26 protein-coding genes are annotated in these 25,651 nt (G+C 59.2%); 10 read left to right on the top strand and 16 right to left on the bottom strand.

Features of this window, described 5'->3' with window-relative positions; all coding sequences use genetic code 11:
* Nucleotides 1-46 precede the first annotated feature (46 nt).
* Together KGB03_RS17035 and KGB03_RS17040 are read right to left on the bottom strand one after the other, a co-directional pair.
* Nucleotides 47-436 (bottom strand): c-type cytochrome, encoded by a 390-nt coding sequence (locus KGB03_RS17035; RefSeq protein WP_223527760.1) that lies wholly within the window; start codon nucleotides 434-436, stop codon nucleotides 47-49.
* Nucleotides 437-474: 38 nt separating this feature from the next.
* Nucleotides 475-1,440, bottom strand: a complete 966-nt coding sequence (locus tag KGB03_RS17040) for a GlxA family transcriptional regulator (protein WP_218536009.1) — start codon at nucleotides 1,438-1,440, stop codon at nucleotides 475-477.
* Nucleotides 1,441-1,545: 105 nt separating this feature from the next.
* Here KGB03_RS17040 and KGB03_RS17045 point away from each other — a divergent pair, with 105 nt between their 5' ends.
* Together KGB03_RS17045 and KGB03_RS17050 are read left to right on the top strand one after the other, a co-directional pair.
* Entirely contained in the window at nucleotides 1,546-2,115 is a 570-nt protein-coding gene (locus tag KGB03_RS17045) for an acyl-CoA thioesterase (protein ID WP_111448884.1), read from the top strand.
* Nucleotides 2,116-2,324: 209 nt separating this feature from the next.
* On the top strand, nucleotides 2,325-2,462 hold the full coding sequence (locus tag KGB03_RS17050; protein ID WP_223527933.1) for a hypothetical protein: 138 nt from the start codon (nucleotides 2,325-2,327) through the stop codon (nucleotides 2,460-2,462).
* Here the strand turns inward: KGB03_RS17050 and KGB03_RS17055 are convergent.
* Entirely contained in the window at nucleotides 2,446-3,720 is a 1,275-nt protein-coding gene (locus tag KGB03_RS17055; RefSeq protein WP_223527763.1) for a glucarate dehydratase family protein, read from the bottom strand. The two genes, KGB03_RS17050 and KGB03_RS17055, sit on opposite strands and share 17 nt — an antisense overlap.
* Entirely contained in the window at nucleotides 3,717-5,081 is a 1,365-nt protein-coding gene (locus KGB03_RS17060) for an MFS transporter (protein ID WP_223527766.1), read from the bottom strand. Before KGB03_RS17060 ends, KGB03_RS17055 begins: the two co-directional genes overlap by 4 nt.
* Before the next feature lie 106 nt (nucleotides 5,082-5,187).
* On the opposite strand from KGB03_RS17060, the gene KGB03_RS17065 reads away from it, so the two are divergent.
* Nucleotides 5,188-6,090: a LysR substrate-binding domain-containing protein gene (locus KGB03_RS17065; RefSeq protein WP_223527769.1), complete on the top strand. Its 903-nt coding sequence runs from the start codon at nucleotides 5,188-5,190 to the stop codon at nucleotides 6,088-6,090.
* A 445-nt stretch (nucleotides 6,091-6,535) separates the two neighbouring features.
* Here the strand turns inward: KGB03_RS17065 and KGB03_RS17070 are convergent, their stop codons facing one another.
* The gene (locus KGB03_RS17070; RefSeq protein WP_223527924.1) at nucleotides 6,536-6,889 is read right to left on the bottom strand and encodes a hypothetical protein; all 354 of its coding nucleotides are present in this window, start codon (nucleotides 6,887-6,889) and stop codon (nucleotides 6,536-6,538) included.
* 310 nt (nucleotides 6,890-7,199) lie between these two features.
* Here KGB03_RS17070 and KGB03_RS17075 point away from each other — a divergent pair, with 310 nt between their 5' ends.
* Entirely contained in the window at nucleotides 7,200-7,760 is a 561-nt protein-coding gene (locus KGB03_RS17075; RefSeq protein WP_111448888.1) for a YSC84-related protein, read from the top strand.
* A 341-nt stretch (nucleotides 7,761-8,101) separates the two neighbouring features.
* On the opposite strand, the gene KGB03_RS17080 is transcribed toward KGB03_RS17075, so the two are convergent.
* The 3 genes from KGB03_RS17080 to KGB03_RS17090 form a co-directional block, all read right to left on the bottom strand.
* Entirely contained in the window at nucleotides 8,102-8,599 is a 498-nt protein-coding gene (locus tag KGB03_RS17080) for an RES family NAD+ phosphorylase (RefSeq protein ID WP_192410606.1), read from the bottom strand.
* Nucleotides 8,599-9,174 carry an antitoxin Xre/MbcA/ParS toxin-binding domain-containing protein gene (locus tag KGB03_RS17085; RefSeq protein WP_223527773.1) on the bottom strand — a complete coding sequence of 192 codons (576 nt, stop codon included), beginning with the start codon at nucleotides 9,172-9,174 and terminating at the stop codon, nucleotides 8,599-8,601. The genes KGB03_RS17080 and KGB03_RS17085 overlap by 1 nt, the downstream gene beginning before the upstream one ends.
* A 293-nt stretch (nucleotides 9,175-9,467) precedes the next feature.
* Nucleotides 9,468-9,827: a DUF6124 family protein gene (locus tag KGB03_RS17090; RefSeq protein WP_074878081.1), complete on the bottom strand. Its 360-nt coding sequence runs from the start codon at nucleotides 9,825-9,827 to the stop codon at nucleotides 9,468-9,470.
* 522 nt (nucleotides 9,828-10,349) lie between these two features.
* Between KGB03_RS17090 and KGB03_RS17095 the strand changes: the two genes are divergently transcribed.
* On the top strand, nucleotides 10,350-11,210 hold the full coding sequence (locus KGB03_RS17095) for a phosphotransferase (RefSeq protein WP_223527777.1): 861 nt from the start codon (nucleotides 10,350-10,352) through the stop codon (nucleotides 11,208-11,210).
* A gap of 15 nt (nucleotides 11,211-11,225) precedes the next feature.
* On the opposite strand, the gene KGB03_RS17100 is transcribed toward KGB03_RS17095, so the two are convergent.
* The 6 genes from KGB03_RS17100 to KGB03_RS17125 form a co-directional block, all read right to left on the bottom strand.
* Nucleotides 11,226-11,684 carry a GNAT family N-acetyltransferase gene (locus KGB03_RS17100; protein WP_218535994.1) on the bottom strand — a complete coding sequence of 153 codons (459 nt, stop codon included), beginning with the start codon at nucleotides 11,682-11,684 and terminating at the stop codon, nucleotides 11,226-11,228.
* 113 nt (nucleotides 11,685-11,797) lie between these two features.
* Nucleotides 11,798-13,201 (bottom strand): purine-cytosine permease family protein, encoded by a 1,404-nt coding sequence (locus tag KGB03_RS17105; protein WP_223527780.1) that lies wholly within the window; start codon nucleotides 13,199-13,201, stop codon nucleotides 11,798-11,800.
* Nucleotides 13,202-13,251: 50 nt separating this feature from the next.
* Nucleotides 13,252-13,992: a TorF family putative porin gene (locus KGB03_RS17110; RefSeq protein ID WP_223527783.1), complete on the bottom strand. Its 741-nt coding sequence runs from the start codon at nucleotides 13,990-13,992 to the stop codon at nucleotides 13,252-13,254.
* 110 nt (nucleotides 13,993-14,102) lie between these two features.
* On the bottom strand, nucleotides 14,103-15,845 hold the full coding sequence (locus KGB03_RS17115; RefSeq protein WP_223527786.1) for an amidohydrolase: 1,743 nt from the start codon (nucleotides 15,843-15,845) through the stop codon (nucleotides 14,103-14,105).
* A 17-nt stretch (nucleotides 15,846-15,862) separates the two neighbouring features.
* On the bottom strand, nucleotides 15,863-17,731 hold the full coding sequence (locus KGB03_RS17120; protein WP_223527789.1) for an amidohydrolase: 1,869 nt from the start codon (nucleotides 17,729-17,731) through the stop codon (nucleotides 15,863-15,865).
* Between the two features lie 366 nt (nucleotides 17,732-18,097).
* Entirely contained in the window at nucleotides 18,098-19,117 is a 1,020-nt protein-coding gene (locus KGB03_RS17125; RefSeq protein WP_223527927.1) for a helix-turn-helix transcriptional regulator, read from the bottom strand.
* A 238-nt stretch (nucleotides 19,118-19,355) separates the two neighbouring features.
* Here KGB03_RS17125 and KGB03_RS17130 point away from each other — a divergent pair, with 238 nt between their 5' ends.
* The 5 genes from KGB03_RS17130 to KGB03_RS17150 all read left to right on the top strand — a co-directional run bounded on the left by KGB03_RS17130 (nucleotide 19,356) and on the right by KGB03_RS17150 (nucleotide 22,266).
* The gene (locus tag KGB03_RS17130) at nucleotides 19,356-19,655 is read left to right on the top strand and encodes a hypothetical protein (protein ID WP_218535985.1); all 300 of its coding nucleotides are present in this window, start codon (nucleotides 19,356-19,358) and stop codon (nucleotides 19,653-19,655) included.
* Between the two features lie 213 nt (nucleotides 19,656-19,868).
* Nucleotides 19,869-20,216: a metalloregulator ArsR/SmtB family transcription factor gene (locus tag KGB03_RS17135; protein ID WP_111448898.1), complete on the top strand. Its 348-nt coding sequence runs from the start codon at nucleotides 19,869-19,871 to the stop codon at nucleotides 20,214-20,216.
* A gap of 56 nt (nucleotides 20,217-20,272) precedes the next feature.
* A complete protein-coding gene (locus KGB03_RS17140; RefSeq protein WP_095129038.1) occupies nucleotides 20,273-20,743 on the top strand; it encodes an arsenate reductase ArsC in 471 nt (156 codons plus the stop codon).
* An 11-nt stretch (nucleotides 20,744-20,754) separates the two neighbouring features.
* On the top strand, nucleotides 20,755-21,447 hold the full coding sequence (gene arsH, locus KGB03_RS17145) for an arsenical resistance protein ArsH (protein ID WP_218535982.1): 693 nt from the start codon (nucleotides 20,755-20,757) through the stop codon (nucleotides 21,445-21,447).
* A 147-nt stretch (nucleotides 21,448-21,594) separates the two neighbouring features.
* Complete coding sequence (locus KGB03_RS17150; protein ID WP_218535980.1) at nucleotides 21,595-22,266, top strand: class I SAM-dependent methyltransferase; 672 nt, start codon at nucleotides 21,595-21,597, stop codon at nucleotides 22,264-22,266.
* 15 nt (nucleotides 22,267-22,281) lie between these two features.
* Here KGB03_RS17150 and KGB03_RS17155 read toward each other — a convergent pair whose 3' ends face one another.
* Nucleotides 22,282-22,860 carry a DUF4157 domain-containing protein gene (locus tag KGB03_RS17155; RefSeq protein WP_218535978.1) on the bottom strand — a complete coding sequence of 193 codons (579 nt, stop codon included), beginning with the start codon at nucleotides 22,858-22,860 and terminating at the stop codon, nucleotides 22,282-22,284.
* A 261-nt stretch (nucleotides 22,861-23,121) separates the two neighbouring features.
* Nucleotides 23,122-25,404, bottom strand: a complete 2,283-nt coding sequence (locus KGB03_RS17160) for a heavy metal translocating P-type ATPase (RefSeq protein ID WP_218535976.1) — start codon at nucleotides 25,402-25,404, stop codon at nucleotides 23,122-23,124.
* Between the last annotated feature and the right edge of the window lie 247 nt (nucleotides 25,405-25,651).

Below are 25,651 nucleotides of genomic sequence, written 5' to 3' on the forward strand. Positions count from 1 at the left end.
TACACGCGCCAATCCCGTCCACTGGTTGACCGTCGTCCCCCGGGATTCAGCGCCGCTGAAACGTCTGAAGGTACGCCAACAGGTTTTCGATCTTTTCCGGGTCGCTGAGGCCCCAGAAAATCATGCGGGTGCCGGGCACCACTTTTTTTGGCGCTTCGAGGTACGCGGTCAGCGTTTCGCGGGTCCAGACAATGCCGGCTGATTTCATCGCATCAGAGTATTGGTAATCCGTGGTGCTGCCCGAAGGGCGTCCAAAAATGCCATTGAGTTGCGGCCCAAAAGAGCCGCGCGCCGACTCCCCGACCTGATGGCAGCCACCGCATATCCGCTTGAACAATGTTGCACCCGCCTCAGCATCGCCGGCCGCGTGTGCGTGTGCGCTGAACACCCCTGCATTGAGCATCAGGGCGAAGGTGAGTACGGCGGTTTTCTGCATGTCCTGCTCCCAATCATCTGTGGCTTGGCGCCAGCGAATCAACTCGCACCCGCTTGAAACTTCTTCCTGTAAGCCGCCGGCAGCAAACCCACTCGCTGGCGGAACAGTCTACGGAACGAATTGCCGTCTTCGTAGCCCACGGCGTAAGTGATGCTGTCGAGTGTCATGCGGGTGGACTCAAGCAGCTGCTTGGCCTTCTCCAGACGCAGGGTTTGCAGGTAGGTAATGGGCGTGTAACCGGTGGCCTCCTTGAAACGCCTTTTGAAGTTCCTGACGCCGAACCCGAATCGCTGGGCGACGTCATCAATCAACAGCGGCTGTTCGAAGTGTTCCTCCAGCCAGTGTTGAACCCGCAGGATGTCGCCATCCCCATGGTTCTTCGGCAATGACCACATCACGTACACCGATTGCTCGCTGCGCACAGCGTCGACCAACAAGTATTTGCCGCACTTTTGCGCCAGTTCCAGTGAAGCGAACCGGCGCACGAGGTGCAGTAAAAGATCCATGGAGGCGCTCGCGCCCCCGCAAGTGATCACGCGATTGTCCTCGCAGAGGATCTGCGTCTCCTCCAGACAGACCTCGGCATACCGACGACGAAACAGGTCTGCAAAGGCCCAGTGCGTGGTGGCACGAATGCCCTCCAGCAAGCCCGTTTCGGCCAGCAGGAATGCCGCCGTGCACATCGACGCCACCACGGCACCCTGCGCATGCTGTTGACGCAGCCATGGTCCATACGCTGAAAAGGCCGGCAAGGCGTCCTTCAGGGTGAAGAGGAATCCGGGGATCAGCACCAGATCGGTTCGCGGGATCTCGGCGGTGGACAGGTCCACGCGCAACGCCTGCCCTCCCCACGCAGCGACATCGTCGCCATCAAGCGAGGCGATGACCACTTCAAAAGGCGCGCCGGCCGTGTCGGCGAACAGGTTGGCGGCGCTGAGTACTTCCAGGGCCATCGTGGCGCTGGCGGCGGAACATTGATCCGCCAGTAAAAGCGTGACGTGCATAAATGATCCTATTGCGCTTTTCGCATGAAAAAAGTCATTTGCGCACCTACCTTACCCGATCCTTCCGCCCTAAAGTGCACCGGTCATTCAATCATCGGCGTACTTATGAATCTCTGGTTCCGACTTTTCCTCATGCTGTTTCGTCGTCCGTGGCGCAAGCCGGTTGACGCCTTGGCCACCACCGTCGTCCACATGCGCGTCTGGCCACTTGATCTCGACCTCAACCGGCACGTTACCAATGGCCGCTATTTCACCCTGGCCGATATAGGACGCATGGACTACGTGTTGCGCAGCGGTGCATTCCGGGTGGCGTTGCGCAATAAGGCCGTGCCGATCGTTGGGGACACCTGGGGCAAGTTTCGTCGTGAGCTGAAACTGTTCGAAGCATTCGAGATTCACACCAGGATGCTCGGCTGGGACAACAAGTGGAGCTTTATGGAGCACCGCTTCGTGAGCAAGGGACGCGTGGTCGGCGTCGTGGTGATGCGGGGTCTGTTCCGCTCTGCCAAAGGCACGGTTGCACCCGGCGAGTACGCCCGGGAGCTGGGATTGGCAGAACAGTCGCCGCCAATGCCGACGTGGCTGACAGACTGGTCGCAAAGCTGCAACGACATGAGCCGTGAGCTTCGAGAGGAAGAAGGCCAGCCTGCCCGGCGCCCGCAGACCGTCGCGTAATGCTGTTCACTTAAGACATTCTTCAGTCGAGCTAGAACCTGTGGTGAGGGGATTTATCGGAATGCCGCACCACCCCGTTCGGCTGCGAAGCAGTCGTAATCCAGACAACTTAGTCTGTCTGAAAAGACGCTGGGGCCGCTTCGCAGCCCAACGGGGCGGTGCGACGTTTCGCTAAATCCCCTCGCCACAAATGTGGACGCCGCGCTTAAGTGAACAGTATTACGGACAGTCGCGAAGGCGCGCTCGACCATTGGCAACGTTACGGCACCGCCCCGGTCAGTTTGCTCAGCACCTGGGAGCTGGCGCAGATCGAGCGTTTGCTGACGGAACTCAAAACCGCGGTTTGACCGCCTTCCACTCCGGCTTGTAACGCTGCATCTGTTTCACGTCATCGCGCTGACGAATGCCGCACGTCAGGTACTGGTCGTGCAGCTTGCCCAGTTGATCGTGATCCAGCTCCAGGCCCAACCCGGGCGCGCGGGTGATCTTCACGCAGCCATCGATGATGGGGATTTTGCCGCCCTTGATCACTTCTTCATCCGGTTCCTGCCAAGGATAATGCGTGTCGCAGGCGTAATCCAGATTGGGCACCGCGGCGGCGACATGCGCCATCGCCATCAGGCTGATGCCCAAGTGCGAGTTGGAATGCATCGATACGCCAAGGCCAAAGGTGTCGCACATTTTCGCCAGCGCCTGGGTGTCGCGCAGACCGCCCCAGTAGTGGTGGTCGGCGAGGACGATCTGCACGCTGTTCAACGCGACACTGCGGCGGAACTCATCGAAGTCGGTAACCACCATGTTGGTCGCCAGCGGCAGGCCGGTGCGCTTGTGCAGTTCGGACATGCCGTCGAGGCCCGGCGTCGGGTCTTCGTAATATTGCAGGTCATCGCCCAGCAGTTCGGCCATGCGAATCGAAGTTTCCAGCGACCAGTTGCCGTTCGGGTCGATGCGTAACGGGTAACCGGGGAACGCCTTTTTCAGCGCCTTGATGCACGACACTTCGTGCTCCGGTGGCAGCGTGCCGGCCTTGAGCTTGATGCTCTTGAAACCGTTGGCCTCAATCATGCGCCGCGCCTGGGCGACGATCTGTTCTTCGTTCAGGGCTTCGCCCCAACTGTCGGGTTTGTAGGGTGAGTCGACGTGCTGGGCGTACTTGAAGAACAGGTAGGCGCTGAACGGAATCTCGTCGCGAATCGCACCGCCCAGCAAGTCCACCAACGGCACGTTCAACGAGTGCGCCTGCAAATCCAGGAACGCCACTTCGAACGCCGAATACGCGTTGCTCACCGCTTTGCTGGCATGGGAGCCCGGCGCCAGTTCCGCACCGGCAATACTCGCCGGTTTGTTCGCCGCCACGGTGGCCTGCACGATGCGACGCAGTTGATTGAGGTTGAACGGATCGAGGCCGATCAGTTGATCTTGCAGTTGCTGCTGGATCAACAGCGCCGGGGCGTCACCGTAGCTTTCACCCAGGCCAATGTAGCCGTTGTCGCTTTCAATCTCGATGATCGAGCGCAGCGCAAAAGGTTCGTGGATACCACTGGCATTCAGCAGCGGCGGATCACGGAAGGCGATGGGGGTGACGGTGACTCGTTTGATTTTCAAGAGGCTGCTCCCTTTGAACCTGAACTCAAGGCTTGATGACTGATGGATTTTTCAGGCGTCGCGACGTCGCCGCGCGGTGCCGTGCGGGCGAAAAAGATCACCACGGCCGCGACCAGTGACGTGGCCGCCAAACCGTAGAGGCCGCCTTCGATGGAGCCGGTTTTTTGCTCCAGGAAACCGAACGCTGTCGGGGCAACGAAACCGCCGAGGTTGCCAATGGAATTGATCAGGGCGATCACGGCAGCGGCGATGCGAGCATCCAGATAGCCTTGCGGAATCGGCCAGAACAATGCCGAGGCGGCCTTGAAACCAATGGCGGCAAAACAGATGGCGACGAAGGCAAAGATTGGCCCGCCGGTGGTGGACATGAACATGCCGAACGCGGCGATCACGAGGGTCAAGGCCACCCAGGCTTGCTGGTGTTTCCATTTGCTGGCCATGGCGGCGAAGCCATACATCGCGATGATCGAAATGATCCACGGAATCGAGTTGAACAGGCCCACCTGAAAGTCGCCGAGGTTGCCCATTTTCTTGATCATGCTCGGCAGCCAGAACGTGGCGCCGTAGATGGTCAGGGCGATGGAAAAGTAGATGAAGCAGAACAGCGCGATTTGCTTGTCGGCCAGCAGCTTGAACATCGACGGCTTGACGCTCTGTGTGGCTTCGCGGGCCTGTTGTTCTAGGGCGATGGCGTCAACCAGTGCGTCCTTTTCTTCGGCGCTCAGCCATTTCGCCTCGCGCGGATGGGATTGCAGCCAGAACCAGACAAATCCGCAAAGCACGATCGAGGCAAAGCCTTCAATCAGGAACATCCACTGCCAGCCATGCAGGCTGAAACCGCTGACGTTCAACAGCGCGCCGGAGACGGGACCGGAGATCACCGAAGCAATGGCCGAACCGCTGAGGAATATCGCCATGGCCTTGCCGCGCTCGGTCGACGGCAGCCATTGGGTGAAGTAGTAAATGATGCCGGGGAAGAAGCCTGCTTCGGCGGCACCGAGGACAAAACGCAGGACATAGAAGCTGGTTTCACCGCGCACAAACGCCATCGCCATTGCCGCCGCGCCCCAGGTGAACATGATGCGTGTCAGCCAGGCGCGAGCGCCGTAGCGTTGCAGCAGCATGTTGGAGGGGACTTCGAAGATCGCGTAACCGATAAAGAACAACCCTGCACCCAGGCCGTAGGCGGCTGCGCCGATGCCGAGGTCGGTTTCCATGTGGCTGCGCACGAAGCCGATGTTGACCCGGTCGATGTAGTTGACGATGAACATCACCACGAACAGCGGCAGCACATGATGCTTCACCTTGGCCGCAGCGCGGGCGAGTACATTCGGGTCCGGCGGACTCTGGACGGTATTCAAGGGGCAACTCCCAATCATTGTTTTTTTAGGGACAGGCCGATGATGGACGCAGGTATTGATCCCGTCTAATCTAACTTGGCATTCGATTGATACCTGGATTAGATCAATGTTCGAACTGACTCAACTGCGCTGTTTCACTACGGTGGCGACTGAACTTAATTTCCGCCGTGCCGCCGAACGGTTGAACATGACCCAACCGCCCCTCAGTCGACAGATTCAACTGCTGGAACATCACCTGGGTGTCGAACTGCTCACCCGCACCACCCGCAGCGTCGCCCTGACCGCCGCCGGCCGCGCCTTCTTCATCGAAGCGCAGAACCTGCTGGAGCGCGCCCAGCAAGCCGCCGTCACCGCCCGCCGTTTTGCCGAGGGCGACATCGGCTCGGTCAACATCAGCTTCGTCGGCAGCGCGGTGTATGAATTCCTGCCCAAGGTCATCGCCGAGGCGAGGCTCAAACAGCCGCATGTGAAAATCGACCTGATGGAGATGAACACCTACCAGCAGCATGAAGCACTGCGTGCGCGGCGTATCGATTTGGGCATCGTTCGCGCGCCGTTGCTGGAGCCGGGATACGCCACCGAATGCCTGGTGCGTGAACCGTTTGTATTGGCGGTGCCGAGCAGTCATCGGCTGGCGAGCGCCGAAACCGTGTCGGTCAAAGACCTCGATGCGCAGCCTTTCCTGATGTACTCCCACGCCGCCTACCCGCCGTTCAACGAACTGCTGACCGGCATGCTCCGCTCTGCCCGCGTCGCCCCGGAATACGTGCAATGGCTCGGCTCATCGTTGACCATCCTGGCCCTGGTCAACGCCGGCATGGGCCTGGCCCTGGTGCCTCGTTGCGCCACCAGCGTGGTGTTCAAGAACGTGGTATTTCGCGATATCGATTTGAGCGAAGGTGTGCAGAGCGAGCTGCATTTGATCTGGCGCGAGAACAATGACAACCCGGCATTTGCGATGTTGCTGGAGGGCATTCGAAGGGCTGTGCGAGAGGGATGGGGCGTTTGAGTTTGTCCGGTCGGATCTGCCCATCAAGTGAAGTGGTCGGGAAGGAACCGGGTGGCGCAAAACGCCAGCGTGACGCAAGGCCACTGACCGCGCGACTTACGCAATTCTTGTAGCAGCAGGCTTCGCCAGCTGCTACAGATTTGAGCGTCGCGATTATCCAAACTCCAGCAACGAAAAAGCCCGGCTAAACCGTAATGCTGTTCACTTAAGCCCCAGCCCAACATTTGTGGCGAGGGGATTTAGCGAAACGTCGCACCGCCCCGTTCGGCTGCGAAGCAGTCGTAAATCCGCGAGACTCAGTCTGCTTGAATGGACGCTGGGGGCCGCTTCGCGACCCAACGGGGATAAATCCCCTCGCCACAGGTTTCTCCGATTCAAGACTCTCTTAAGTGAACAGCATGCGGCCAAACCGGGCTTTTTCGCGTCAACAGGCAGAGCTCTGCGCTTACTGAACGTTCTTCAGCTTGACCACATCACCAGAGATTTTAGTGGTGTAACCGGTCAGGACCCAGGCCCAGAACCAGTTTTCCTGCACCTGGGTGTTGATCATCGCGTCACCGCCCTTGGCTTTGATCGCCGCGTTCTGAGCGCGAACAAAACGGTTGTTCTGCTGGATCGGGATCACGCCGAACAGCAGCAGGCCAGTGGCGCTCGCTTCGCTGTGGCCCAGGACGGTGTATTGGCTGCTTTCATAATGCTGGGTGTTCATCGGCGTGCCGGTGCAACCCGCCAAAACCAGACCGAACAGGGCAACGGCGACAACTTTACTGAGGTACTTCGCTGAAAAACTCCACGAGATGTTGCCCGGGATCCATCTCTCGGGCGGCGCACACTTTAACGGATATGATGGCTAATTGGTATCGCATCCGAGCACGGGCAACTATCGGCCAAAAGCAGCTTCAGACGACGAACCCGGCCGTTGCACAGTGGTCAAACCAACTGACGGCATCGCTGCGGATCAAAGGCCTTGGGCCTGGTTCATTCAAAAGCGAAGCTTTGTAATTCACACACATCAGGGTGCGCCGGATAACGTTCAGTAGGTTCGGATCCTGTCTGGTGCAGGCGCTGACTGCTGCTCCCATCCCCTGCTCCCTTACCGGAGTACGAAAATGACTCAGTCAATGCGCTTCTTCCTCTCAATCTTCCTCGCGACAGCATCGTTAGCATCAGCGAGCCTCCTCAACTATGCAGGTGCGGCAACCGCCGAGGACCTGAATGCCGACTCCAAGCAAGCGTTGCAAACGCTTTACAAGGCCTCACCCGTTGCCAAAGACATTTCGCAGAAAGCCAAAGCAGTGCTGGTCTTCCCGAAAATCATCAAGGCCGGCCTGGTGTTTGGTGGCAGCTATGGCGAAGGCGTGCTGATGAAGGGTTCGCAAGTAGAGAATTATTACAACTCCGTAACCGGGTCCTGGGGACTGCAGGCAGGCGCCCAGTCGTATGGCTATGCGGTGTTCCTGATGACCGACAAAGCCGTGGACTATCTACGTAAAACCAAGGGTTGGGAAGTCGGCGTAGGGCCCACCGTTGTATTGGTTGATGAAGGGGTGGCGAAGAATCTGTCCAGCACGACAGTGAAGCACGATGCCTACGCGTTCATTTTCGACCAGCAGGGGTTAATGGCCGGGATCAGCATTGAAGGAACCAAGATTTCCCTGATCAAGCGCTGAAAGCCTGCCCTTCAAGGGGGTGAGGTGAATCTTCTAACCAGATTAAAGGTGCAGTACCTTGTGTTTGTAACACCCACGTTTCGCAATCCATTCAGGTTGAGAGGTGGAACTCATGAACAACATCATCTACATCGTCGGGGCAGTTGTGATTGTCTTGGTGATCCTGTCGTTTCTCGGGCTTACATAGAATCGATGACCGTCTCGTATTGGCAAGGCTGTGCCCCGCATCGCGAGGCACAGCCTGCTCTCGCTTGACCTGTTTGGCCTTTGGAAACTCAACCGTTTGCGCCGTGATCCACAGGGCGACTTGGCGGACACAGGTCCAGAGGGCAGGATCGTATTCAGGGCAAAGGCTTATTAAGCCGCCCATCAAGGGCAAAAGGTTCTTGCAGCACCAACTCGTACAACCCACTAGCCAATTGCGGGTTCATCAACAAATTCCAGCTATGCCGCGAGACACTAGAAGGGACCAGCACAAAAGGATGCTGACTCAACAGCTCGGCGCCGAACTGTTGCTGGCTGCGACTTGGAGTACCCGGTACCAGCCAATTAGGGTTGGCAATGCTATCGGGCTGCACCACATAAATCCTGGACGGGTCCAACACCCGGGCCTGCGTAAGACAATGGGGCTTGCAATCCAGCGCATCGAAATCTTTATGCACCGCCACCTCAAGGATGGCCGTAGAGGCGTCCAGCGCTGCATAAACCGTGGCCATACCTTTAGGGTTCCAGCGCCCACCCACCTTTTCAGCCCCCACGCCCAAATGCCAGGTGGGAGCATACTCAGCAGGATCAAGGCGCCAGAAATGAATCTCACTGCTCAAAGGGTCTTTGGCCATCAATAGACCCCATACTCAATACGCGTCAGAAAGTCAGTCACCAACTCATACCCGACCGAATTTGAAATCAGGTCGATCGGTATCTCACCATCCAGGCCCCGTGCAGGTTTGACTATCCACTGCTCGGCGAGCTCACGCGAACCCAGCACATCCGTTGCCTTTTCCAACACCTCGGCATAGTTGAGTGCTCGCGTGCTTTGCTCAGCGGTCAAAGCCTCATTGGGCGTTTTCAATCGCCGCGCCAGCGTACGATCAGACGCGCCAACGATTTTCGACAACACGCCGCATTGCTTATACACCGTGCTGTTTTCGATCATATCCAGCACCGACTGCAGCGGAAAACCGTGTTTAACGGCCCTGTAAATCTCCATACGATCATCGCTGGTTTTTCCAGAAAGCAAGACCGCAACCATCGGTGGCACGCGACTCGAACCCGGCGTTGTCACCATCGCCGTATGCTCGCCATGACTTAAGACGGTGACTGCAGCCTTAGGGGCGCGTGGCTTGACCTTGCCTTTTTGGCTGGCATCTTTAACAACCTCATCGACTGCAACATCTTTCTTCTTGGCGCTCATGGCAGCCTCCGCCGCTCTGTCATCTGGCATCAACTATAGTGCCAAATGGCAGAAAGACCTAATCCAACAACGCTTGCCTAAAACACACCGCTGTAGGAGCAAAGCTTGCTCGCGATGAACGATTACGCCGTATCCCGGGCCTGACACAAAACCCAATCACCGGCTAGCAGCGGCAACAAACACCGCGAACCTGTGGCGAGGGAGCTTGCTCCCGCTGGGCCGCGCAGCGGCCCCCAAAAGGGAACGACTGCCCAACCCAACGTCAGTTACCCACTCACCACAGCGATCTGCAGTTACGCAGGCGGTTCAATTTTATCCAGCAATCGGTTTGCCGTGATTTCAGCCACCATGACGCTGTTGGAAATGCCCAACAGGGAATAGCGCGAGCAACCCTCCAGGAGGTCCACCAACTCGTGGACCATCACATCGATCGAGGCCAGGGTTTCGACCAGAAAAACCGCCAGGGTTTCGGTCGTGGCCTCTGGGTCGACGGAAAACAGGGTGCTGCAGGTTCGCGGGGTGGCTTTGATGTCGGCAATCGACGGGAAGTGGAAGTTGAGGGCGCGCTCGGCGGCTTCGTTGAGTTTTTTTGAATCGGATTCGTACGGGGAGACCGGATCGGTGTCCGGTGGGTTGGGTGTGACCTTGAACATAGTGAAACTCCTAGAGAAATGGAGCTGCCACCATTCGCTGCGAAACGAAAAAAAGGTGGCAACTGTACGCGGGTTCGCAGACCAGGACTCTAGGAACCCGGCAGACCCTAAGGTCTCCCACGCACAGCCGCCATGACACGAATGACAGACCTGATGAAGCGTCTGCTCACGGACGGTAGACGTTGTGCGTCTAGAGTTTGCCCGGGCTGCGAAACCCGATCACTGATGGGCAGTGACACGAATCAAGTTACCGAGCGGCCCCGAGGCGCACAAGCCGGCGGATTCTGGCGCAGCCGTAGGCAACGGCGCAAGGTCTTGTGGCTTTCAGGAAGTAACCTTGATCGCACTTAAACACGCATCCTGTGGCGATGTTTAAAACATCTGACACACGCTTGAAGTCAGGCCCCGCGATAAAAAATCAACCCTGTAAGTAAGGCTCTGCAGCGTCCTGCCGATAACGACAAAGCGTCGCGCTCGATTGCCGGCGTTTTATGGACCGCAAAGCATTAGCAGGGACTTTACATGCGTCACCTCAGACACCTTACTTCGCCTCTGAATCAGCAAAAGATTGCCGACGTCACGTTCCATTTCGATCCGTCTGATCAGAACGAACTGGTGACGGTGCTTCAGCGTTTTTTTGCCGCACCGGATCAACATGCCTTGCTGGATATTCCCGAGGAAACCCGCAGCGTGTTCCTGCTCGAAGGTGAGCGCAAATGGGTGTTGAAACACAATCGCCTGACCCACTGGAAAAAGCAGCTGCAGAACTTCCTGGGCCTCAAGCGTGTGTTCGGGTTGCATGACCTGACCAACGAGTTCATCAACCTGTCGGTTGTGTCCGCCAAGTCAGAATCGTCGCCCAGAGTGGCTGCATTCGGCCACGTCGGCCGTTTTCCGTTTCTCAAGGAAGAGTATTTGCTGGTCAGTTTTTTCGACAATCATTGCAGCGTCGATGAACGGATGATCGCCCAACCCGAGCAGGCGCAAACGCTGCTGTCGGACATTTTCCAACTGTTCGGGCAGACGCTGGTCGAGGGGTTTGTGCACATGGACCCGCACCCCAAAAACATCCTGATCGGCCCCGATGGCAGGCTGCGCCTGATCGATTTCGAATGCTGCGCGCATACGGTGCTGGATCACGACTTCAGCCTGGGTTTTCTGCTGGGTTACTTCTATCGCTTCTGGTTCAACACGTTCATATCGGTGGAAGACTACAACGCCTGCTGTGAACGCTACTTGAAGCATCAGCACCCAGCGTTGAACCGTGAAGTTTTCCAGGCGGTGTATGAACGTTTTCGCGACCGTGATGTTTCCCGGAGCACCCGTTACCGCATCCTCACGAGCCCCAAGGCCCACGCTGCATTCCTGCGCGAGTTGAGGTAACCGGCAGCGGTTGGCTCAGCCTTGTTTCAAATCGAGGCAGTAGGTGTAGTAACCCGTATCGCGCACATAGCCCAGGGATTCATACAACCGTTGCGCGCCGACATTGTCCGTGGCTGTTTCCAGCACCATGCCTTTGGCGCCGGTCAACAATGCAAAGGCTCGCGCCGTGTTCATCAGCAACGTGCCTACGCCCTGCCCTCGGGCGGCAGGTGCTGTGAAGAGGTCGCCGAGCAGCCAGGTGCGGTGCGCGTCGATGGAGGAGAACGTCGGGAACAACTGGACGAAACCCAGCGCTTCGCCGCTGGGAGCCTGGGCGAAGAAAATCGCGGATTCATCCCGGGCAATGCGCTCGGCGATGAAGTCGCGAGACTGCGGCAGGTTCGACGGCTGGCCGTAGAAGCCTCGATAGGCATCGAACAGGCTGGCGATTTTATCGAGGTGGGATGCGTCGGCGCGCAGGGCCTGGATGTCCATGTTGATCGTTTCCTTGCGGATTGACTTGATGAGCGGGAAAAGGGAAATGTAGATCAAAAGATCGCAGCCTGCGGCAGCTGCCGCAGGCTGCGATCTTTTGGCCTTAAGGCTTTTCAGTTCTGCGCAGGGGCCACCGCTGGCATTGATGTCCTGGCCAGCCCGTAATAAACAATCCCCGGCACCACCAGACCGACGATCCAGGAAATATCGACACCGCCGAGCTGCGCGACCATCGGCCCGGAGTAGAAGTGCGTATCGACGAAGGGCAACTGGATCAATACACCGATGACATACACGCTGATCCCCCGCATGTTCCAGCGACCATAACGGCCCGCCGGGTCGGACAACGCCGGGATGTCATAGCGCTCTTTGTTGATGAAGTAGTAATCCACCAGATTGATCGCGCTCCACGGTGTGAAGAAGGTCAGCAAAAACAGGATGAAGTACTTGAAGGTGTTGAGAAACGAGTACTGCCCCAGCAGCGCGAGCGTGGTGGACGCCGCGACAATCAGCAGCACAAACACCATCCGCTGTCGGGCGGAGATCTCCAGACGACTGCGAAAACCACTGATGATGGTGGCCACGCACATGAAGCTGCCATAAGCGTTGAGCGTGGACACCGTGACCTTGCCGAACACCACGCTCAGGTAAAGCAGGGACGCCATCACACCGGTACTGCCCAACCCGACGATGGTCGCCACCTCGTGACCACGGAAATTCGCACCGGCCAACGCCGCGGCGAACACCCCCAGCACCATGGACGCCTGGGCGCCCAGCACCGTGCCAAGCCCGACGGCAGCAAACGTCTTCCACGACGAGGTTTTGCTCGGCAGGTAGCGTGAGTAGTCAGCCACATAAGGGCCAAAAGCGATCTGCCAGGACGCGGACAACGACACCGCCAGCAGGAAAGTACTCCAGCCGAAGTGACGGTTTTCCAGCAACAGGCCGATATCGTTGAGGGTCATCAACCGGGTAAACAAATAGACGAAGGCAATGATGCCCAACACGCTGGCCACCCGGCCGACCAGGTGAATGACCCGGTAACCGAAGATCGTCAGAAACGCGATGCACGAGGCGAAAATCAGGATGCCGGCGCTGTCGCTGACATGGATCAACTGGGCAATCGCCTGCCCCGAAAGTACCGCGCCGGTGGCGCTGAAACCGAGGTACATCAGGCACACCAGCACAATCGGAATGGCCGCCCCATAGACCCCGAACTGCACGCGACTGGAGATCATCTGCGGCAATCCAAGCTTCGGCCCTTGCGCCGCGTGCAGCGCCACCACGGCACCGCCGAGCACCTGGCCGATCAGCAAGCCGATGAGCGACCAGAACACATCGCCGCCCAGCACCACGGCCAGGGCGCCGGTGACGATCGCGGTGATTTGCAGGTTGGCGCCGAGCCACAGGGTGAACTGGCTGTAGAGGCTGCCATGACGCTCAGCCTCGGGAATGTAATCGATCGAACGTGTCTCGATCAGGGGACTTCGCTGCTGACTATCGCTGGCCTTGGTCATTACGCTGTTTTCCTTTGAGGCGCTTGTTTTCAGGGGGTGGACTCGAACGTTTAGAACGCCTTGCTGGCGCTCGCAACCACCGTGGCGGAGCACAAATCACCATAGCCGTACCAGCTCGTGCATTCGCTTTTCGACAGGTTGGTATCAATGTAGCTAAGGCCCCAGGTCACACCCACGAAGTCACGGGTCAACTTGGCTTCCCACTCGGTGTAGGCATCGCGGCTTTCGCCGCTGGCGGACCAGAAAGCCGGGTCTTTGACATCGTTGCGACCTACGCGCAGGTCCAGGCCGATGTCGGCCGGCAATGCGATTTTGTAGCTGAGGTAGGTGTAAAGGGTGTCCTGGTCCTCGCCAAAAAAGTTAGGCGTATCGTTTGAGTAGTTGGCGCCGAGCTTCACGCCATATACGTCAAGGATGGCGTAGACCTCGCTCATGTTGAATTGGCCTTCCTTTGGATAGTCGTACTTGATGTACCCCAGGTCGAGGCTGATGGCCTCGGTCGCCTGCCAGTAGTAGCCCGCGTAATACTCGAGTTCCTGCCGGGTCTTGAACTCGCCGCCGAAATCGACGTTCGAGGTCCAGGCGCCCACGTACAGGCCGCTGCTGTGCACCAGCGTGGCGCCGGCCTGAGCCGCCGGGTCACCCAGGGTTTGCGAAATGCCACGGGAGCGGTAATCGCTGAAGACTCCCAGGGTCATGTCCAGATTGAAGTCATCGTTGAGTGTCAGTGCCTGGCTGGTCAGGGGTGCCAATACAAGTGTGGCAAGGGTCAAAACTGAGCGTGCGTTCATACAAGTCTCTTATTGTTATGGAGGTGCGGGTTATTTCAGGCATGGCGATGCCGAGCCCCTCGTCATGCGAGGAGCCAGGCGTCTGTTGCGGGGTGCGGGTGAGCGGAGGGTCAGGACGCGGGCGCGTACACCTCTTTGCCGGCAAAGAAGGTCTTCAGGACCTTGGTGTCGAACAGTTCGTCGTCGCTGACTTTGAAGACATCACGGTCGAGGATGATCAGGTCGGCCTGTTTGCCGGGGGTCAGCGAACCAATCTGCTGCTCCAGGCGCAGGGCCTTGGCGGCATTGAGCGTGTAGGCGTAGAACATGGTCTGGCGATCGATGCTTTCCTTGGCATTCAACACGCCCAGCGGCCCTTTGCGCGTGCTGGCCTGAGCGATGGCGTTCCATGGATTGGGGCTGGACACCGGCCAGTCACTGCCACCGGCGATGACCGCACCGGCGTTATGCAGGGACTTGGCGGGATACTGATAACCGTAAGCAAACGCGCTGATATAGGGTTTGACGAGCTCGACGGTGTAACTCTCGCCGGTGGCCCACAGCAATTGCATGGAGGCGATCACGCCAAGTTGCTTGAAGCGCGCAAACTCTTTGGGGTTGACCAGTTGCAGGTGGCTGATGCTATGGGCCACCGGTGTCGGGTTGAGTTTGCGCGCGTAGGCAAAACCATTGAGCGATTCACGCACCGCACGGTCGCCGACCGCATGCATGTGCACAATCCAGTCGCGCTTCTCCGCTGCCACCACCAACTCACCGAAGTGCGCAGGGTCGATCAGCAGTTGACCGTTTTTATGGCTGTTCTTGAAGGGAACGATGACCGCGGCGGTCTGCCCCGGAAACTCCAGAACGCCGTCGGCGAATACCTTGATCCCAGGGAAACTCAGGTTAGGCACACCCTCGAATTTCTTCATCACCTTGGCCAGCACTTCCAGGTCGGCCGGCCGACTTTTCGGGTTGGTCAACAGCAGCGCGGCGACGTGGGCATTGAGCTCGCCCTTCTCTGCCAGTTCGCGGTAAAGCGGCAACACGCCGTAACTCTGCTCGGTTGCCTTGAAATCGAACAGCGAATCGCCGCTGCCGGCATTCGCCGCCGCGTCCATCCAGGCAGTGACGCCGTATTGATTGTTGACCTTCACCGCCTCGCGGGCAGCTTTCAACATGATCTCGTCGCTGGGCGCGGGGATCTGGCTGCGTATCAGGTCCCAGCGCGACTCGGCAAAATAGCCGTTGGGAGTGAAGTCCGCGTCATGACCCACATAGCTGCGATCCTGTTCCGAGAGGCCTTTTACCAGCGCCGCGTCGATCTTCAGGCGCTTGAGCATGGTGTTGTTGGCCCAGCCGGTGTGCCCGTCGATCCCGCTGAGGACCACCGGTTGATCCGCCCAGCGTCCCTGATTGAAGCGCTGGCCCAGCTCCCGGCTCTTGTCCCAATACGCCGAACTGACCCCGGCGATGCTGATCACGTCACCGGCACGGGCGATGCCCGCCTGATCCTGTTCGATGATCCACTGTTCAAGCTCCGGCAGCGGTTTGACTTCATCCAGCAGGTTGGCGCCCATGCTGTCCAAGGCTGCAACCACCGGGTGGCTGTGGGTATCAATCATTCCCGGCATCAGCACCTTGCCCGCCAGATCGATCCGTTGCGTGTGGGTGTCGGCCAGGGCGTTGATTTGGGCATTACTGCCCACTTTGAGGATCTTGCCGTCTTGCACGGCCACTGCCTGGACCAGTCCCTGACCGGGCTCGGCGGTGAAGACCTTGCCGTTGAACAACACAAGGTCAGCGGCGGCCATGGCCTGCACCGAAGAAAAAGCCAGGGCTGCGGCCAACAGGTTTGGAATAAATCGCTGCATCGGAACACTCTCTTTTTTTATTGGGCTGGGCGGGAGGCTGATGCCTGGGACAATGCCTTCGGATCAAGGCCAACGAATGGCGCCTTGGCCCACACGACCCGGCCGCCCACGATCGTCAGCAGCACGTTATTGCGGGCCAACGCCTCCTCGGGCACCTGCATGAAGTTCTTGTCCAGAACGATCAGGTCCGCAAACTTGCCCACCTCGACCGAACCGACGACAGCGTCCAGCTTCAGTTGCTCGGCAGCGTTGATGGTGATGGTGCGCAGCACTTCAGTGCGCGACAGCGCCGGGTCGGCATTCAGCCTGCCCGCATACTTGGGGCCGTAGCTGTGCGGGTTCAGCGGATCGCCTGAGCGGGTGACACCGATCTTCAGCGCCAGGAACTCGTCGAGCGGGTCGACCGGCCAGTCGCTGCCATACGCCACGCGGCCGCCGGCACGGGCGATGCTGCCGGAGGGCTCCATGCGGGCAAATCGCGCTGCCCCTAAATGCTCGTTGGTACCGTCGACCGTGGACGGTGCCTGCTGGGCCCACTGGAAGGACATGTTGGCGGTCACGTCGAGCGCCTTGAAGCGCGCATAGTCGGCAGGGTCCACCGACTCGTTGTGAGTAATGGCTGGGCGGAAACCATTGCCGGGTAGTTGCTGGCGCACATATTCGATGCCGTTCAGTGAGTCACGCACCGCGCGGTCTCCGGTGGCGTGAAGGTGCGGATCGAGGCCGGCCTGAACGGCCTTCAGCAGCAGCGGATTGAGCACTTGCGGCGGGAAGTAAAGCTCGCCGGTGTTCTTGCCGGGTGTCCACTTCGGCGCTGTATCGGTGCCGGCATTGCGCAGGTACGGCGTCAACATGGCACCGGTGTCCGCCGGCGCGTTGATGATGCCGTCCATGAACAGTTTGACGTGGCGCATGCTCACGCCCGGCGCCGGTTTCGCTTCGCCCTGGTCGTAGGTGGTGGCCAGTGCCTTGGCCTCGGCGATGGTTTTGTCCGGGTCGGCAGCGGCGGCGGCCGGGTCGAGTTTGATCGCCAACAACGCCCGGGCCGTCAGCTCACCCGACTGTTGCAGGGTGGTAAACGCTTTGCCGTTTTCCGGCCCCGACAAGGCATCGAAGAAACTGGTGATGCCTTGCTGGCGCATGGCGTCGAGCGCTGCGCGGGTCTGATTGAGTTTCTCAGCATCGGTGGCGGGCGGCACCACAGCGGCCATGGCCTCGGCGGCTCCGTCTTCGCAGATGCCGTTCGGGTTGCCGGCGCTGTCGCGCATGTACTTGCCATCACCGGGATTGGCCGTGTGCTTGTTGATGCCGGCGACCGCCAGGCCGCGGGAGTTGGTCAGCACCGTATGGAAGTCGGTGGAGCGGACTCGAATTGGGCGATTGGTCTTGAGCGCGTCCAGTGTCGACTTGTCGGCGTCGCCGTCCAGTCCGGTCATGCCAATGCGGTCCCAGCTGCCCACTTCGAGCCAGACATCGGGGCCTTTGCCCTTGTCGGCATCCAGGCACGCCTGGATGGTTTCCTGGAAAACCTTGCGGGTCATCGTCTGGTATTTCAGGTCGCACAAGGTCATGGCGCGGCCGCCATCCCCCGGATGCATGTGCGCATCAATGAAGCCCGGCATCAGCATGCGCCCCGCCAGATCGATCAGCTGTGTCTGCGTGCCAATGTACGAGGCAACCCCGGCATCGCTGCCGACATAAACAATCTTCCCGCCCGTGACGGCGATCGCCTGCTGCACGGAATTCTTGCCGTCGACGGTGTAGACATAGCCGTTGCGCATGACCATGTCGGCGCCTGTCGAAGCGTGTGTCTGACACCCCACCAGCGCCACACTGGAAAATGCCGTTGTCGCGGCAACGGCGATAAATAGCCTGGAAAATTTCAACTGCCTCACCTCTATTTTTATAGTTTTGGAAGTGGCCCGAACGGACGGTCGCAAGCCCCTGATATGCAGGGCATACCCTATAGAGCGCGGCGGTCGGATGGACCTCCACAAATGAGGAGGGGTAAGGCAAATACCGGTCAGCGAAGCAGCAACACAGGCCTTGTGGCAGCGGCCCTGTGGCGAGGGGATTTATCCCCGTTCGGCTGCGAAGCAGTCGTGAATTCAGACGACGCGGTGCATCAAATAGACCGTGCGTTCAGGTTTTACGACTGCTTCGCAGCCGAACGGGGCGGTGCGACGTTTCGCTAAATCCCCTCGCCACAGGGCCGCGGCTACAAGGACTGTTATAGCTGAAGGGGCAGCTGCTTAATTACGACGTGCAGTTTGCGCAAGCGAGGTCGATGAGCGCAGGACAGAACCCAGCTCCACTTTGCTCTTCACGCCGAGCTGCAAGTAGCAGTTGCGCAGATAGGTGCGCACTGTGGCCGGACTCAGTGCAAGGATTTTGGCAATTTCCTTATAGGAGTGGCCGGCAGCGAACAGCATCGCCGCCGTGCGCTCGCGTGGCGCCAACACCACTCCGCGCGCCTGCATTTCGAGTGACAGAATGACGTGCTCGGCGTTGGGGCTAAGTGTCATCGCAGTACGACCCAGGCGAATCACGCAGGGCGCCTTTTGCAGTTGTGCGATGACATCAACGGGAAGCATTGAACCGCTCCACCCAGGCAATTCGCGCTGAATCGCGGCGCACAGACTTGCGCCCACATACAACAGACTGCCGTCCATCCGGGCGACCCCGAAGTCACTCGCCCCGTTGCCCGTGTCGCAGCGGATCATGTCCTGCACCTGAAAGCGCCACAACTGCAACAGATGGTCGCAGAACGCCGAAAACAATCCGTCCTCGCTGTCATTGAAAGCCTGTGCGTGAAGGCCACGGTAGAGACAAACGAAGAACACTAAGCCGCTTTCAGGGAGTTCGAACGTGATGCACATCAGGTAGTAGAGATCGTGCCGCCGTGCGAAGTCGTTCACCTCCTCGCAGGGATCGGTGAACCCACTGTCACGCACCACTTCCCCGGGTTGACTCAAGGTCTCCTGGGAAAATCGGTCGCTGACCGCCACTTTGTGCCATTCGACGGCAAACGACTCAGGCAGATTGATCCGCCCGTGCATCCAGCTTTGAGGAGTACTGGCGTCTGACGTCGACATCTCGCCCCACCATGCCGAAGCGAAGGGCACCAGTTGGCGGAAGGCCTGCAAGCCGTCGGCGATGAATTGGGAGGCGCCGCGATCTCGAGCAAGCCGCCCCAGGTGCAACACGCAACGATTGAACGCCTTTAGCGTTGCCAGCGACGTGTTGGCGCCGACCTCATCACCCTCCTCCATTGTTTTTATCCTGTTTACTACATGGCGTATTTTTTCGACGATGCCATAGGCGCGGTTATGGCGTCCAGCGAGTGAACGGATCACCCCTCACTGTCGTACGGTTTACTCCGGCTGTCAGCAAGATGACTCAAAAACGCTAATTGCGCTAAACCGACCCTAGGGCCGGCACAACACCATCTAATCTGAATAGAGTACGACCACAAACAAGCCTCTAGCCTCTTGATACAGGGGAGTTGGGATGACCGGAAAAACAGCACACCGATGCTCGTCATGGATCCTGCCCTCCCTGCTCGCCATCAACCTGGCGCTGACAGCGGGATGTTCAGGCAAAGCGACGACGGCTCGCTATTCGGTCTCAAGCCTGGGCGACAGCTGCTATGCAAAAGCACTTCCCACCGTCGGCGAGGGCGGCCTGGCCTGGGGCTCCACCTTGAACATGGCTCGCAAAAAATCCGTGGATAATTGCATACGCTACGCCGGGCGATCCGGTGGCACGCCGGATACCTGCAAAGTGGTGTTGGCGGAATGCAAAAATTAATAGAGCCGCAGAACCTGTGGGAGTCTGCTCGCGATAGCGGTCTTACATTCAACACATACATTGTCTGCCAGTCCGCCATCGTCGGATCGCCGCCCGGAGACAAGCTCGCTCCCACAAGGACAGGTCGTCTTCCTGACGTCGATCTGATTGGGTTTGCTCAATACATATGGATAGCCGTATATTCGGACAACCACATGTATTGAAGACGCTTCCATGCTGAACCCTGCCGCCGTATTCAAATGCCTGTCCGACGAAACTCGCACGCGGGCCACCTTGCTGATCACCCGTGAGGGAGAGTTATGCGTCTGCGAACTGGTCTGCGCCCTGAACGACAGTCAGCCGAAAATCTCCCGCCACCTCGCGCAGCTCCGGGCATGTGGCCTGCTGCTGGACCGCCGTCAGGGTCAGTGGGTGTATTACCGGCTCAACCCCGAACTGCCCAAGTGGGTTCGCACCATTCTTGAGACAACCCTGGAAGCCAACGCCGACTGGCTTGAGGAAAACAGCGCCCGACTCGAAGCGATGGGCGACCGCCCCCTCAACACTGCCGCCTGCTGCTGATCCACCACTTTATCTACCCTGGCCTTGCGCCTGCCCGCCTGAAAAGAGGAGTCGCCATGCGCGTTCTGTTCATGTGTACCGCCAATAGCTGTCGCAGCATTCTGTCCGAAGCGATGTTCAATCATCTCGCCCCGCAAGGCTTCCAGGCGATCAGCGCCGGCAGCTTCCCCAAAGGACAGGTGCTGCCGCGCAGCCTGACCACGTTGCAAGAGGCCGGGATTGCGATCGACGGGTTAAGCAGCAAAGGTAACGACGCCTTCGAGGCCAACCCGCCGGACATTGTCATCACCGTCTGCGACAAGGCCGCCGGTGAGGCGTGCCCGGTCTATTTCGGGCCGGCGTTGAAAGCCCATTGGGGATTGGAGGATCCATCAGAGGTGAAGGGGGACGAAACGGTCGCCGCCGCTGCATTCCACTCGACGCTTGCGCGCATCGAAACACGCTGCCGGGCGTTCCTCGCCCTGCCCTTCGCCCAACTTGATCGCGATGCACTGAAGCGCGAACTCGACCGCATCAGCACACTGTAACGGGAGCCCTCATGACCCACTCACTGCCTAATCTCGACGCCTCATTGATTCAGCCCATTGCCGGTGACGACGACCAACACAAACCACGAATCCTGTTGCTGTACGGGTCGACCCGCGCACGGTCATTCAGTCGGCTGCTGGTCGAAGAAGCCGCCCGTCTGCTCGAACACTTCGGTGCACAGACGCGGATCTTCAATCCATCGGGACTACCGCTACCGGATGACGCCCCCAGCGATCACCCGAAAGTTCAGGAATTGCTTGAGCTGATGCAATGGTCTGAAGGACAGGTCTGGTGTTCACCCGAGCGCCACGGCGCCATGTCTGCCGTATTCAAGGCCCAGATTGACTGGGTGCCGCTGGCCCTGGGCGCCGTTCGCCCGACCCAAGGGAAAACCCTCGCCGTCATGCAGGTCAGCGGCGGTTCCCAATCCTTTAACGTGGTGAATCAGCTTCGCGTGCTGGGACGCTGGATGCGGATGTTCACGATCCCTAATCAATCTTCCGTGCCGAAGGCTTTTCTGGAGTTTGACGAAGGCAACCGCATGAAACCGTCCGCGCTGTATGACCGGGTGGTAGACGTCATGGAAGAACTGGTGAAGTTCACGTTGTTGCTGCGCGAACGCCCGGATCTGGTTGACCGCTATTCCGAACGCAAGGAGTCGGCGGAAGTACTGACTCAGCGTGTTAATCAACGCTCGATTTGAATTCTGCGTCGTCCGAAGCCTCTACTACAGCCTGGGCTTTCTGACGCTGGCTGCCCGATATGAGCGGAGTAAAAGGCTGGTAAGGATTTTTCGATCCACCCGCACGTGTCCTATCCTTTTATCCAACCCACAACGCCGGTCACCGACATGCCCACCCCCGAATCCACCCTCCTCGACAGCTGGCACCACAACGCCCAGTCCTGGATCGACGCCATCCGCACCGGCGCCATCGAAAGCCGCCTCAAGGTCACCGACCAGGCCATCCTGCTGGCGGTGTTGGGCCGTCAGCCCGAGCACGTGCTCGACCTGGGCTGCGGCGAGGGCTGGCTGTTGCGCGCGCTGGCTGAACGGGGCATCAAAGCGGTCGGTGTGGATGGCGATGCGACGCTGGTCGAGGCGGCGCGGGCGGCGGGCTCTTCGCCGGTGCATGTGGCGAGCTATGAAGCATTGGTGGAAGCGAAGGTGGAGATCGGCCGCGACTACGACCTGATCTGCGCCAACTTCGCCCTGCTGCACCAGGACATCATCCCTCTGCTCACGGCCATGAACGCCCTGCTCGCCCCTGGCGGCGCGCTGGTGATCCAGACGCTGCATCCATGGACCGCAGCGGCGGGCGACTATCAGGATGGCTGGCGGGAAGAGACCTTTGCCGGGTTCAAGGGCCAGTGGCAAACCATGCCGTGGTACTTTCGCACCTTGTCCAGTTGGCTCAATGCGCTGGACATGGCCGGTTTTCAGCTGGCCGCCCTGCAGGAGCCGCAGCACCCGCAAAGTCCTGTGCCGCAGTCATTGCTGCTGGTGGCCGAGCAGCGGGGGTAAGTGCAATCGATCTCTTCAGTAATTCCCTTCCCGCCCCCACCGCCTGACCTCAGCCTGTATGGCATAGGCCGGCGCCTCCACAGCATTGAAATCCTGTGTATAGCGCTGGGCAAATACTTCTACCCCCCATTCCTGATACTGCTGCACATGCTTTAGTTCGTGAGCCCAAAGCGCAATGTCCTGCTCTGCAGTTTGAGCGTCCCGGAAGAGGATGATGTCGATCAGCGTCACGGCACCGACATCGGGGTTTTGCAGCATGGCCGTGGCGGCGTTGAATTGGCCGTTGTCGCTCACTTTGTAGCGCGCAGCATCGAGGACGCTGGGGTCGTACCAGCGCAGCAGTCGCTCCCGGATGTGCGGCGGAATGGGTTGGATGCCGGTGCCGGCTGCGTCAGCGCGGGCTTGGGTCAGCCACATCGCCAGGGCCGGGGCAGCGATCTGGTAGAGGTCATCAGGCACCCGGCCTGGCAGGCAGATGCAGCCGTCCAGGCACACTTGTGTCTCGCCGGCCGGGCAGGCGTTGGTCTGGGCTGGCACTTCAAGCGTCAGGCAAAGAACAAACAGCGCCACCAGGCGCGTGATGATGAACGGCATTGGGCGCTCCAGGGACGGACGCAGCGCGAACAGTGGGTCCCGATTGATCGACGATCCGCATGGCTTTAGCGTAGTCCCAAACCAAGCGCCCCCAAAATGCACGATTCAAGACCATCGTGGCACGCCCGTGCTCGTGCGCCAGTCAGAATCCAGCTGACGGACAATCGCTTCGACGTCTTCGAGGTATGGAGAAGCGATACAACGCTTATCACGCTCATCGGTATTACTCATTTCATCCCCCTTTTTGCCGGACTTGAATTTCTAGCGCCAATCCAGATAACGAAACAGTTCCTCCTCCTGATCAAAGTGCAGTCGCACGAGGGTATCCAGACGAATCAGCTGATGCTGAATCTCATCAGCAGATGCCGTTGCGGGGTCGGAACTGAAGTCGCTACTCATGCGCGCCAGTAAATGGATAAGACGAAAAATCTCCCGGTGAGCATGGCTCATAGCCGACATCGGGTCCTCGCCCGGCATGCTTCGCGTCAGCAGCGGGTACAGTGTGTTTTCATCTTCGTGTTCATGCTGCGCCAGTGATGTTTGCAGCTTGTCGACCAGTTCCTGCAAGTCGGTCTGTGCTTGCGCAAGTGGGCGCTGGGCAAAGTCGCTGGCCAGTTGGTGCAGATCGCTCAATACGGTGGAGAGTTGCTGGTGTTCGTCCTGCAGGCGATCGATATGCTCTGCGGCAAGCTTTCGTTTTTTCTGCCCCCACAACGGCCCCAGAGCCCGCAACGCGTTAAGGATAATCACCACGTCGATGCCCTCCTGCACCACGGCGCCAATCAGCGGCGGCAAGTAACCGATGGCCGCCACCGCCATGGCCAGCAACGACATCCCCATGCCGACCAACACACCCTGGCGAGCGATGTAGTGGGTGCGTCGGGCAATGTCCAGCGCCTCGACCAGACGGTCCAGACGATCCACCAACAGCACAACTCCAGCGGCTTGTGCAGAAGCAGTGGCACCGCTGGCCCCCATGGCCACGCCGACATTCGCCGCCGCCAGCGCGGGGGCGTCGTTAATGCCATCGCCGACCATCAATGTGCTCGTGCGCAGGCAACCTTGCTGTACAGCACGCACTTTATCCTCAGGGGTCAACCCGGCACGCAGCTCGTCAATCCCGGCAGACAGCGCAATCATCTCGGCGGTTTCCAGGCGATCGCCTGTGAGCATGACGATCTTTTCGATGCCCCTATTGCGCAGTCGACGCAGAGTCTGTGGAGTTTCGCGCCGAACCTTGTCCGAGAAAACCAGCAGGCCCGCGAGTTTGCCATCCACGTCAATGAAGCTTCCACTGCACGCCAGGTAATCCATGTGGCGCAGCATGGCGGCGGCCCAGTCAGTTTCAGGGGTGTCTTTGTGAGCAAAAGACAACGTGCCGAAACGCACCTGCACGCCATCGACCTGCCCACAAAGTCCAGAGCCTGGGTTTTCTTCTACGTCCTGTGGGACGCTGAGAGGCAATTGACGCTGATGCGCCGCTTCAACAATTGCCTGGGAGACAGGATGCGTCGAGGCCTGCGCGAGTGAAGCCGCCAGGCCAAGCAAATATTGCGGATCGGCCAGCCCATTCACCTCAACCGACTGCAGACGGGCGTGGCCGCTGGTCAGCGTGCCGGTCTTGTCGAGGAACACCTGCTTGACTCCGGCCAACGCTTCCAGGGTCACGCCGTCCTTGATCAGGATCCCGCGCCGCGCGGCTCTCGAAATACCCGACATGAAGGAGATCGGTACCGCCAGAATCAAAGGACAAGGTGTGGCCACCACCAGAACCGCCAGCGCTCGCAAAGGATCACCACTCAAATGCCAAGCGAATCCGGCAAGCAACAACGTCAATGGGATGAAGAACAATGCATAGCGGTCGGCCAGGCGCACGAAAGGTGCGCGCGAACGACGTGCCTCCTCGGCCAGCCGCACGATGCCGGCATAGGTACTCTGCGCGGCCGTTCGCGTAGCGATTAGCAGGATGGGCGCACCGACATTGGAAACGCCGCTGGGCAGTTGCTCGCCCTCTCGACGGGTGACGGGCAACGACTCACCGCTGAGCGCCGATTCGTCGAGAATGGCCGCAGGACTCAGCAGGCGACCATCGACCGGTATCACCTCTCCCAACCGCACCAGCAATGTTTGATTTAGCTGGACCTGCTCAATGGGGATCTGGCGCAAGCCGCCCTCCTCCTGCAGCCAGGCAAAACGTGGCGCCCGGTCGATGAGCGCACGAAGCTCGCGGTCGGCGCGTTGCTTGGTGAAAAACTCCAGGGTGCGTCCGGTCGCCAGCATCAAGGCAATCACCGCCGCCACCAGTGTCTGCTCAAAGACCAGGGCGGCAGTGATCGACAGCAGCGCGATCAGGTCGACACCGGCCTCGCGCCGGGCCAGGCGCCTGACGATTTCAACGAGCAGTACTGCGGACATCACCAGACTTCCCGCGGCCCAGCACCTCGAGGCCCAATCAGGTGCTTGCGCAACATACGCAATGCCGCCGGCCAGCAGCGTCAGTGCGGTGAGCAGCAACAGAACGGGGTCCAGCCACTTACTGAGCATCGAAGTGAGTTCCTTAAAAAAGCGATTTGCAGGCCTCGCCGTACAAACATCTGTCGCTCATCGAAGTAGAGCTTAGGACTCGAATGTCTTTTGTGTCCGCCGGGGGCCGCAATTGAGGCGTTGGACACAACGCAGGTCATGGCTGTGCCCGGACAAACCCGGTGTTTGCCTTCTTTCTGATCTAAATCAATCAGGCGTTGGACGGACATGTAGAAATTAGAGTCAGCATTCGCACCATCGCCTTCGA

Origin of the sequence: Pseudomonas sp. BF-B-26, assembly GCF_019956495.1 — a bacterium.
GTDB lineage: Bacteria > Pseudomonadota > Gammaproteobacteria > Pseudomonadales > Pseudomonadaceae > Aquipseudomonas.

Bases quoted from the DNA above. Each gene is read 5' to 3' on its own strand.
- KGB03_RS17130 (WP_218535985.1), top strand. From the start codon at position 19,356: ATGACCGGAAAAACAGCACACCGATGCTCGTCATGGATCCTGCCCTCC.
- KGB03_RS17100 (WP_218535994.1), bottom strand. From the start codon at position 11,684: ATGGACATCCAGGCCCTGCGCGCCGACGCATCCCACCTCGATAAAATC.
- KGB03_RS17125 (WP_223527927.1), bottom strand. From the start codon at position 19,117: ATGGAGGAGGGTGATGAGGTCGGCGCCAACACGTCGCTGGCAACGCTA.
- KGB03_RS17095 (WP_223527777.1), top strand. From the start codon at position 10,350: ATGCGTCACCTCAGACACCTTACTTCGCCTCTGAATCAGCAAAAGATT.
- KGB03_RS17090 (WP_074878081.1), bottom strand. From the start codon at position 9,827: ATGTTCAAGGTCACACCCAACCCACCGGACACCGATCCGGTCTCCCCG.
- KGB03_RS17065 (WP_223527769.1), top strand. From the start codon at position 5,188: ATGTTCGAACTGACTCAACTGCGCTGTTTCACTACGGTGGCGACTGAA.
- KGB03_RS17155 (WP_218535978.1), bottom strand. From the start codon at position 22,860: ATGCCGTTCATCATCACGCGCCTGGTGGCGCTGTTTGTTCTTTGCCTG.
- KGB03_RS17085 (WP_223527773.1), bottom strand. From the start codon at position 9,174: ATGAGCGCCAAGAAGAAAGATGTTGCAGTCGATGAGGTTGTTAAAGAT.
- KGB03_RS17045 (WP_111448884.1), top strand. From the start codon at position 1,546: ATGAATCTCTGGTTCCGACTTTTCCTCATGCTGTTTCGTCGTCCGTGG.
- KGB03_RS17150 (WP_218535980.1), top strand. From the start codon at position 21,595: ATGCCCACCCCCGAATCCACCCTCCTCGACAGCTGGCACCACAACGCC.
- KGB03_RS17135 (WP_111448898.1), top strand. From the start codon at position 19,869: ATGCTGAACCCTGCCGCCGTATTCAAATGCCTGTCCGACGAAACTCGC.
- KGB03_RS17160 (WP_218535976.1), bottom strand. From the start codon at position 25,404: ATGCTCAGTAAGTGGCTGGACCCCGTTCTGTTGCTGCTCACCGCACTG.
- arsH (WP_218535982.1), top strand. From the start codon at position 20,755: ATGACCCACTCACTGCCTAATCTCGACGCCTCATTGATTCAGCCCATT.
- KGB03_RS17075 (WP_111448888.1), top strand. From the start codon at position 7,200: ATGACTCAGTCAATGCGCTTCTTCCTCTCAATCTTCCTCGCGACAGCA.
- KGB03_RS17110 (WP_223527783.1), bottom strand. From the start codon at position 13,992: ATGAACGCACGCTCAGTTTTGACCCTTGCCACACTTGTATTGGCACCC.
- KGB03_RS17105 (WP_223527780.1), bottom strand. From the start codon at position 13,201: ATGACCAAGGCCAGCGATAGTCAGCAGCGAAGTCCCCTGATCGAGACA.
- KGB03_RS17040 (WP_218536009.1), bottom strand. From the start codon at position 1,440: ATGCACGTCACGCTTTTACTGGCGGATCAATGTTCCGCCGCCAGCGCC.
- KGB03_RS17035 (WP_223527760.1), bottom strand. From the start codon at position 436: ATGCAGAAAACCGCCGTACTCACCTTCGCCCTGATGCTCAATGCAGGG.
- KGB03_RS17140 (WP_095129038.1), top strand. From the start codon at position 20,273: ATGCGCGTTCTGTTCATGTGTACCGCCAATAGCTGTCGCAGCATTCTG.
- KGB03_RS17080 (WP_192410606.1), bottom strand. From the start codon at position 8,599: ATGGCCAAAGACCCTTTGAGCAGTGAGATTCATTTCTGGCGCCTTGAT.
- KGB03_RS17115 (WP_223527786.1), bottom strand. From the start codon at position 15,845: ATGCAGCGATTTATTCCAAACCTGTTGGCCGCAGCCCTGGCTTTTTCT.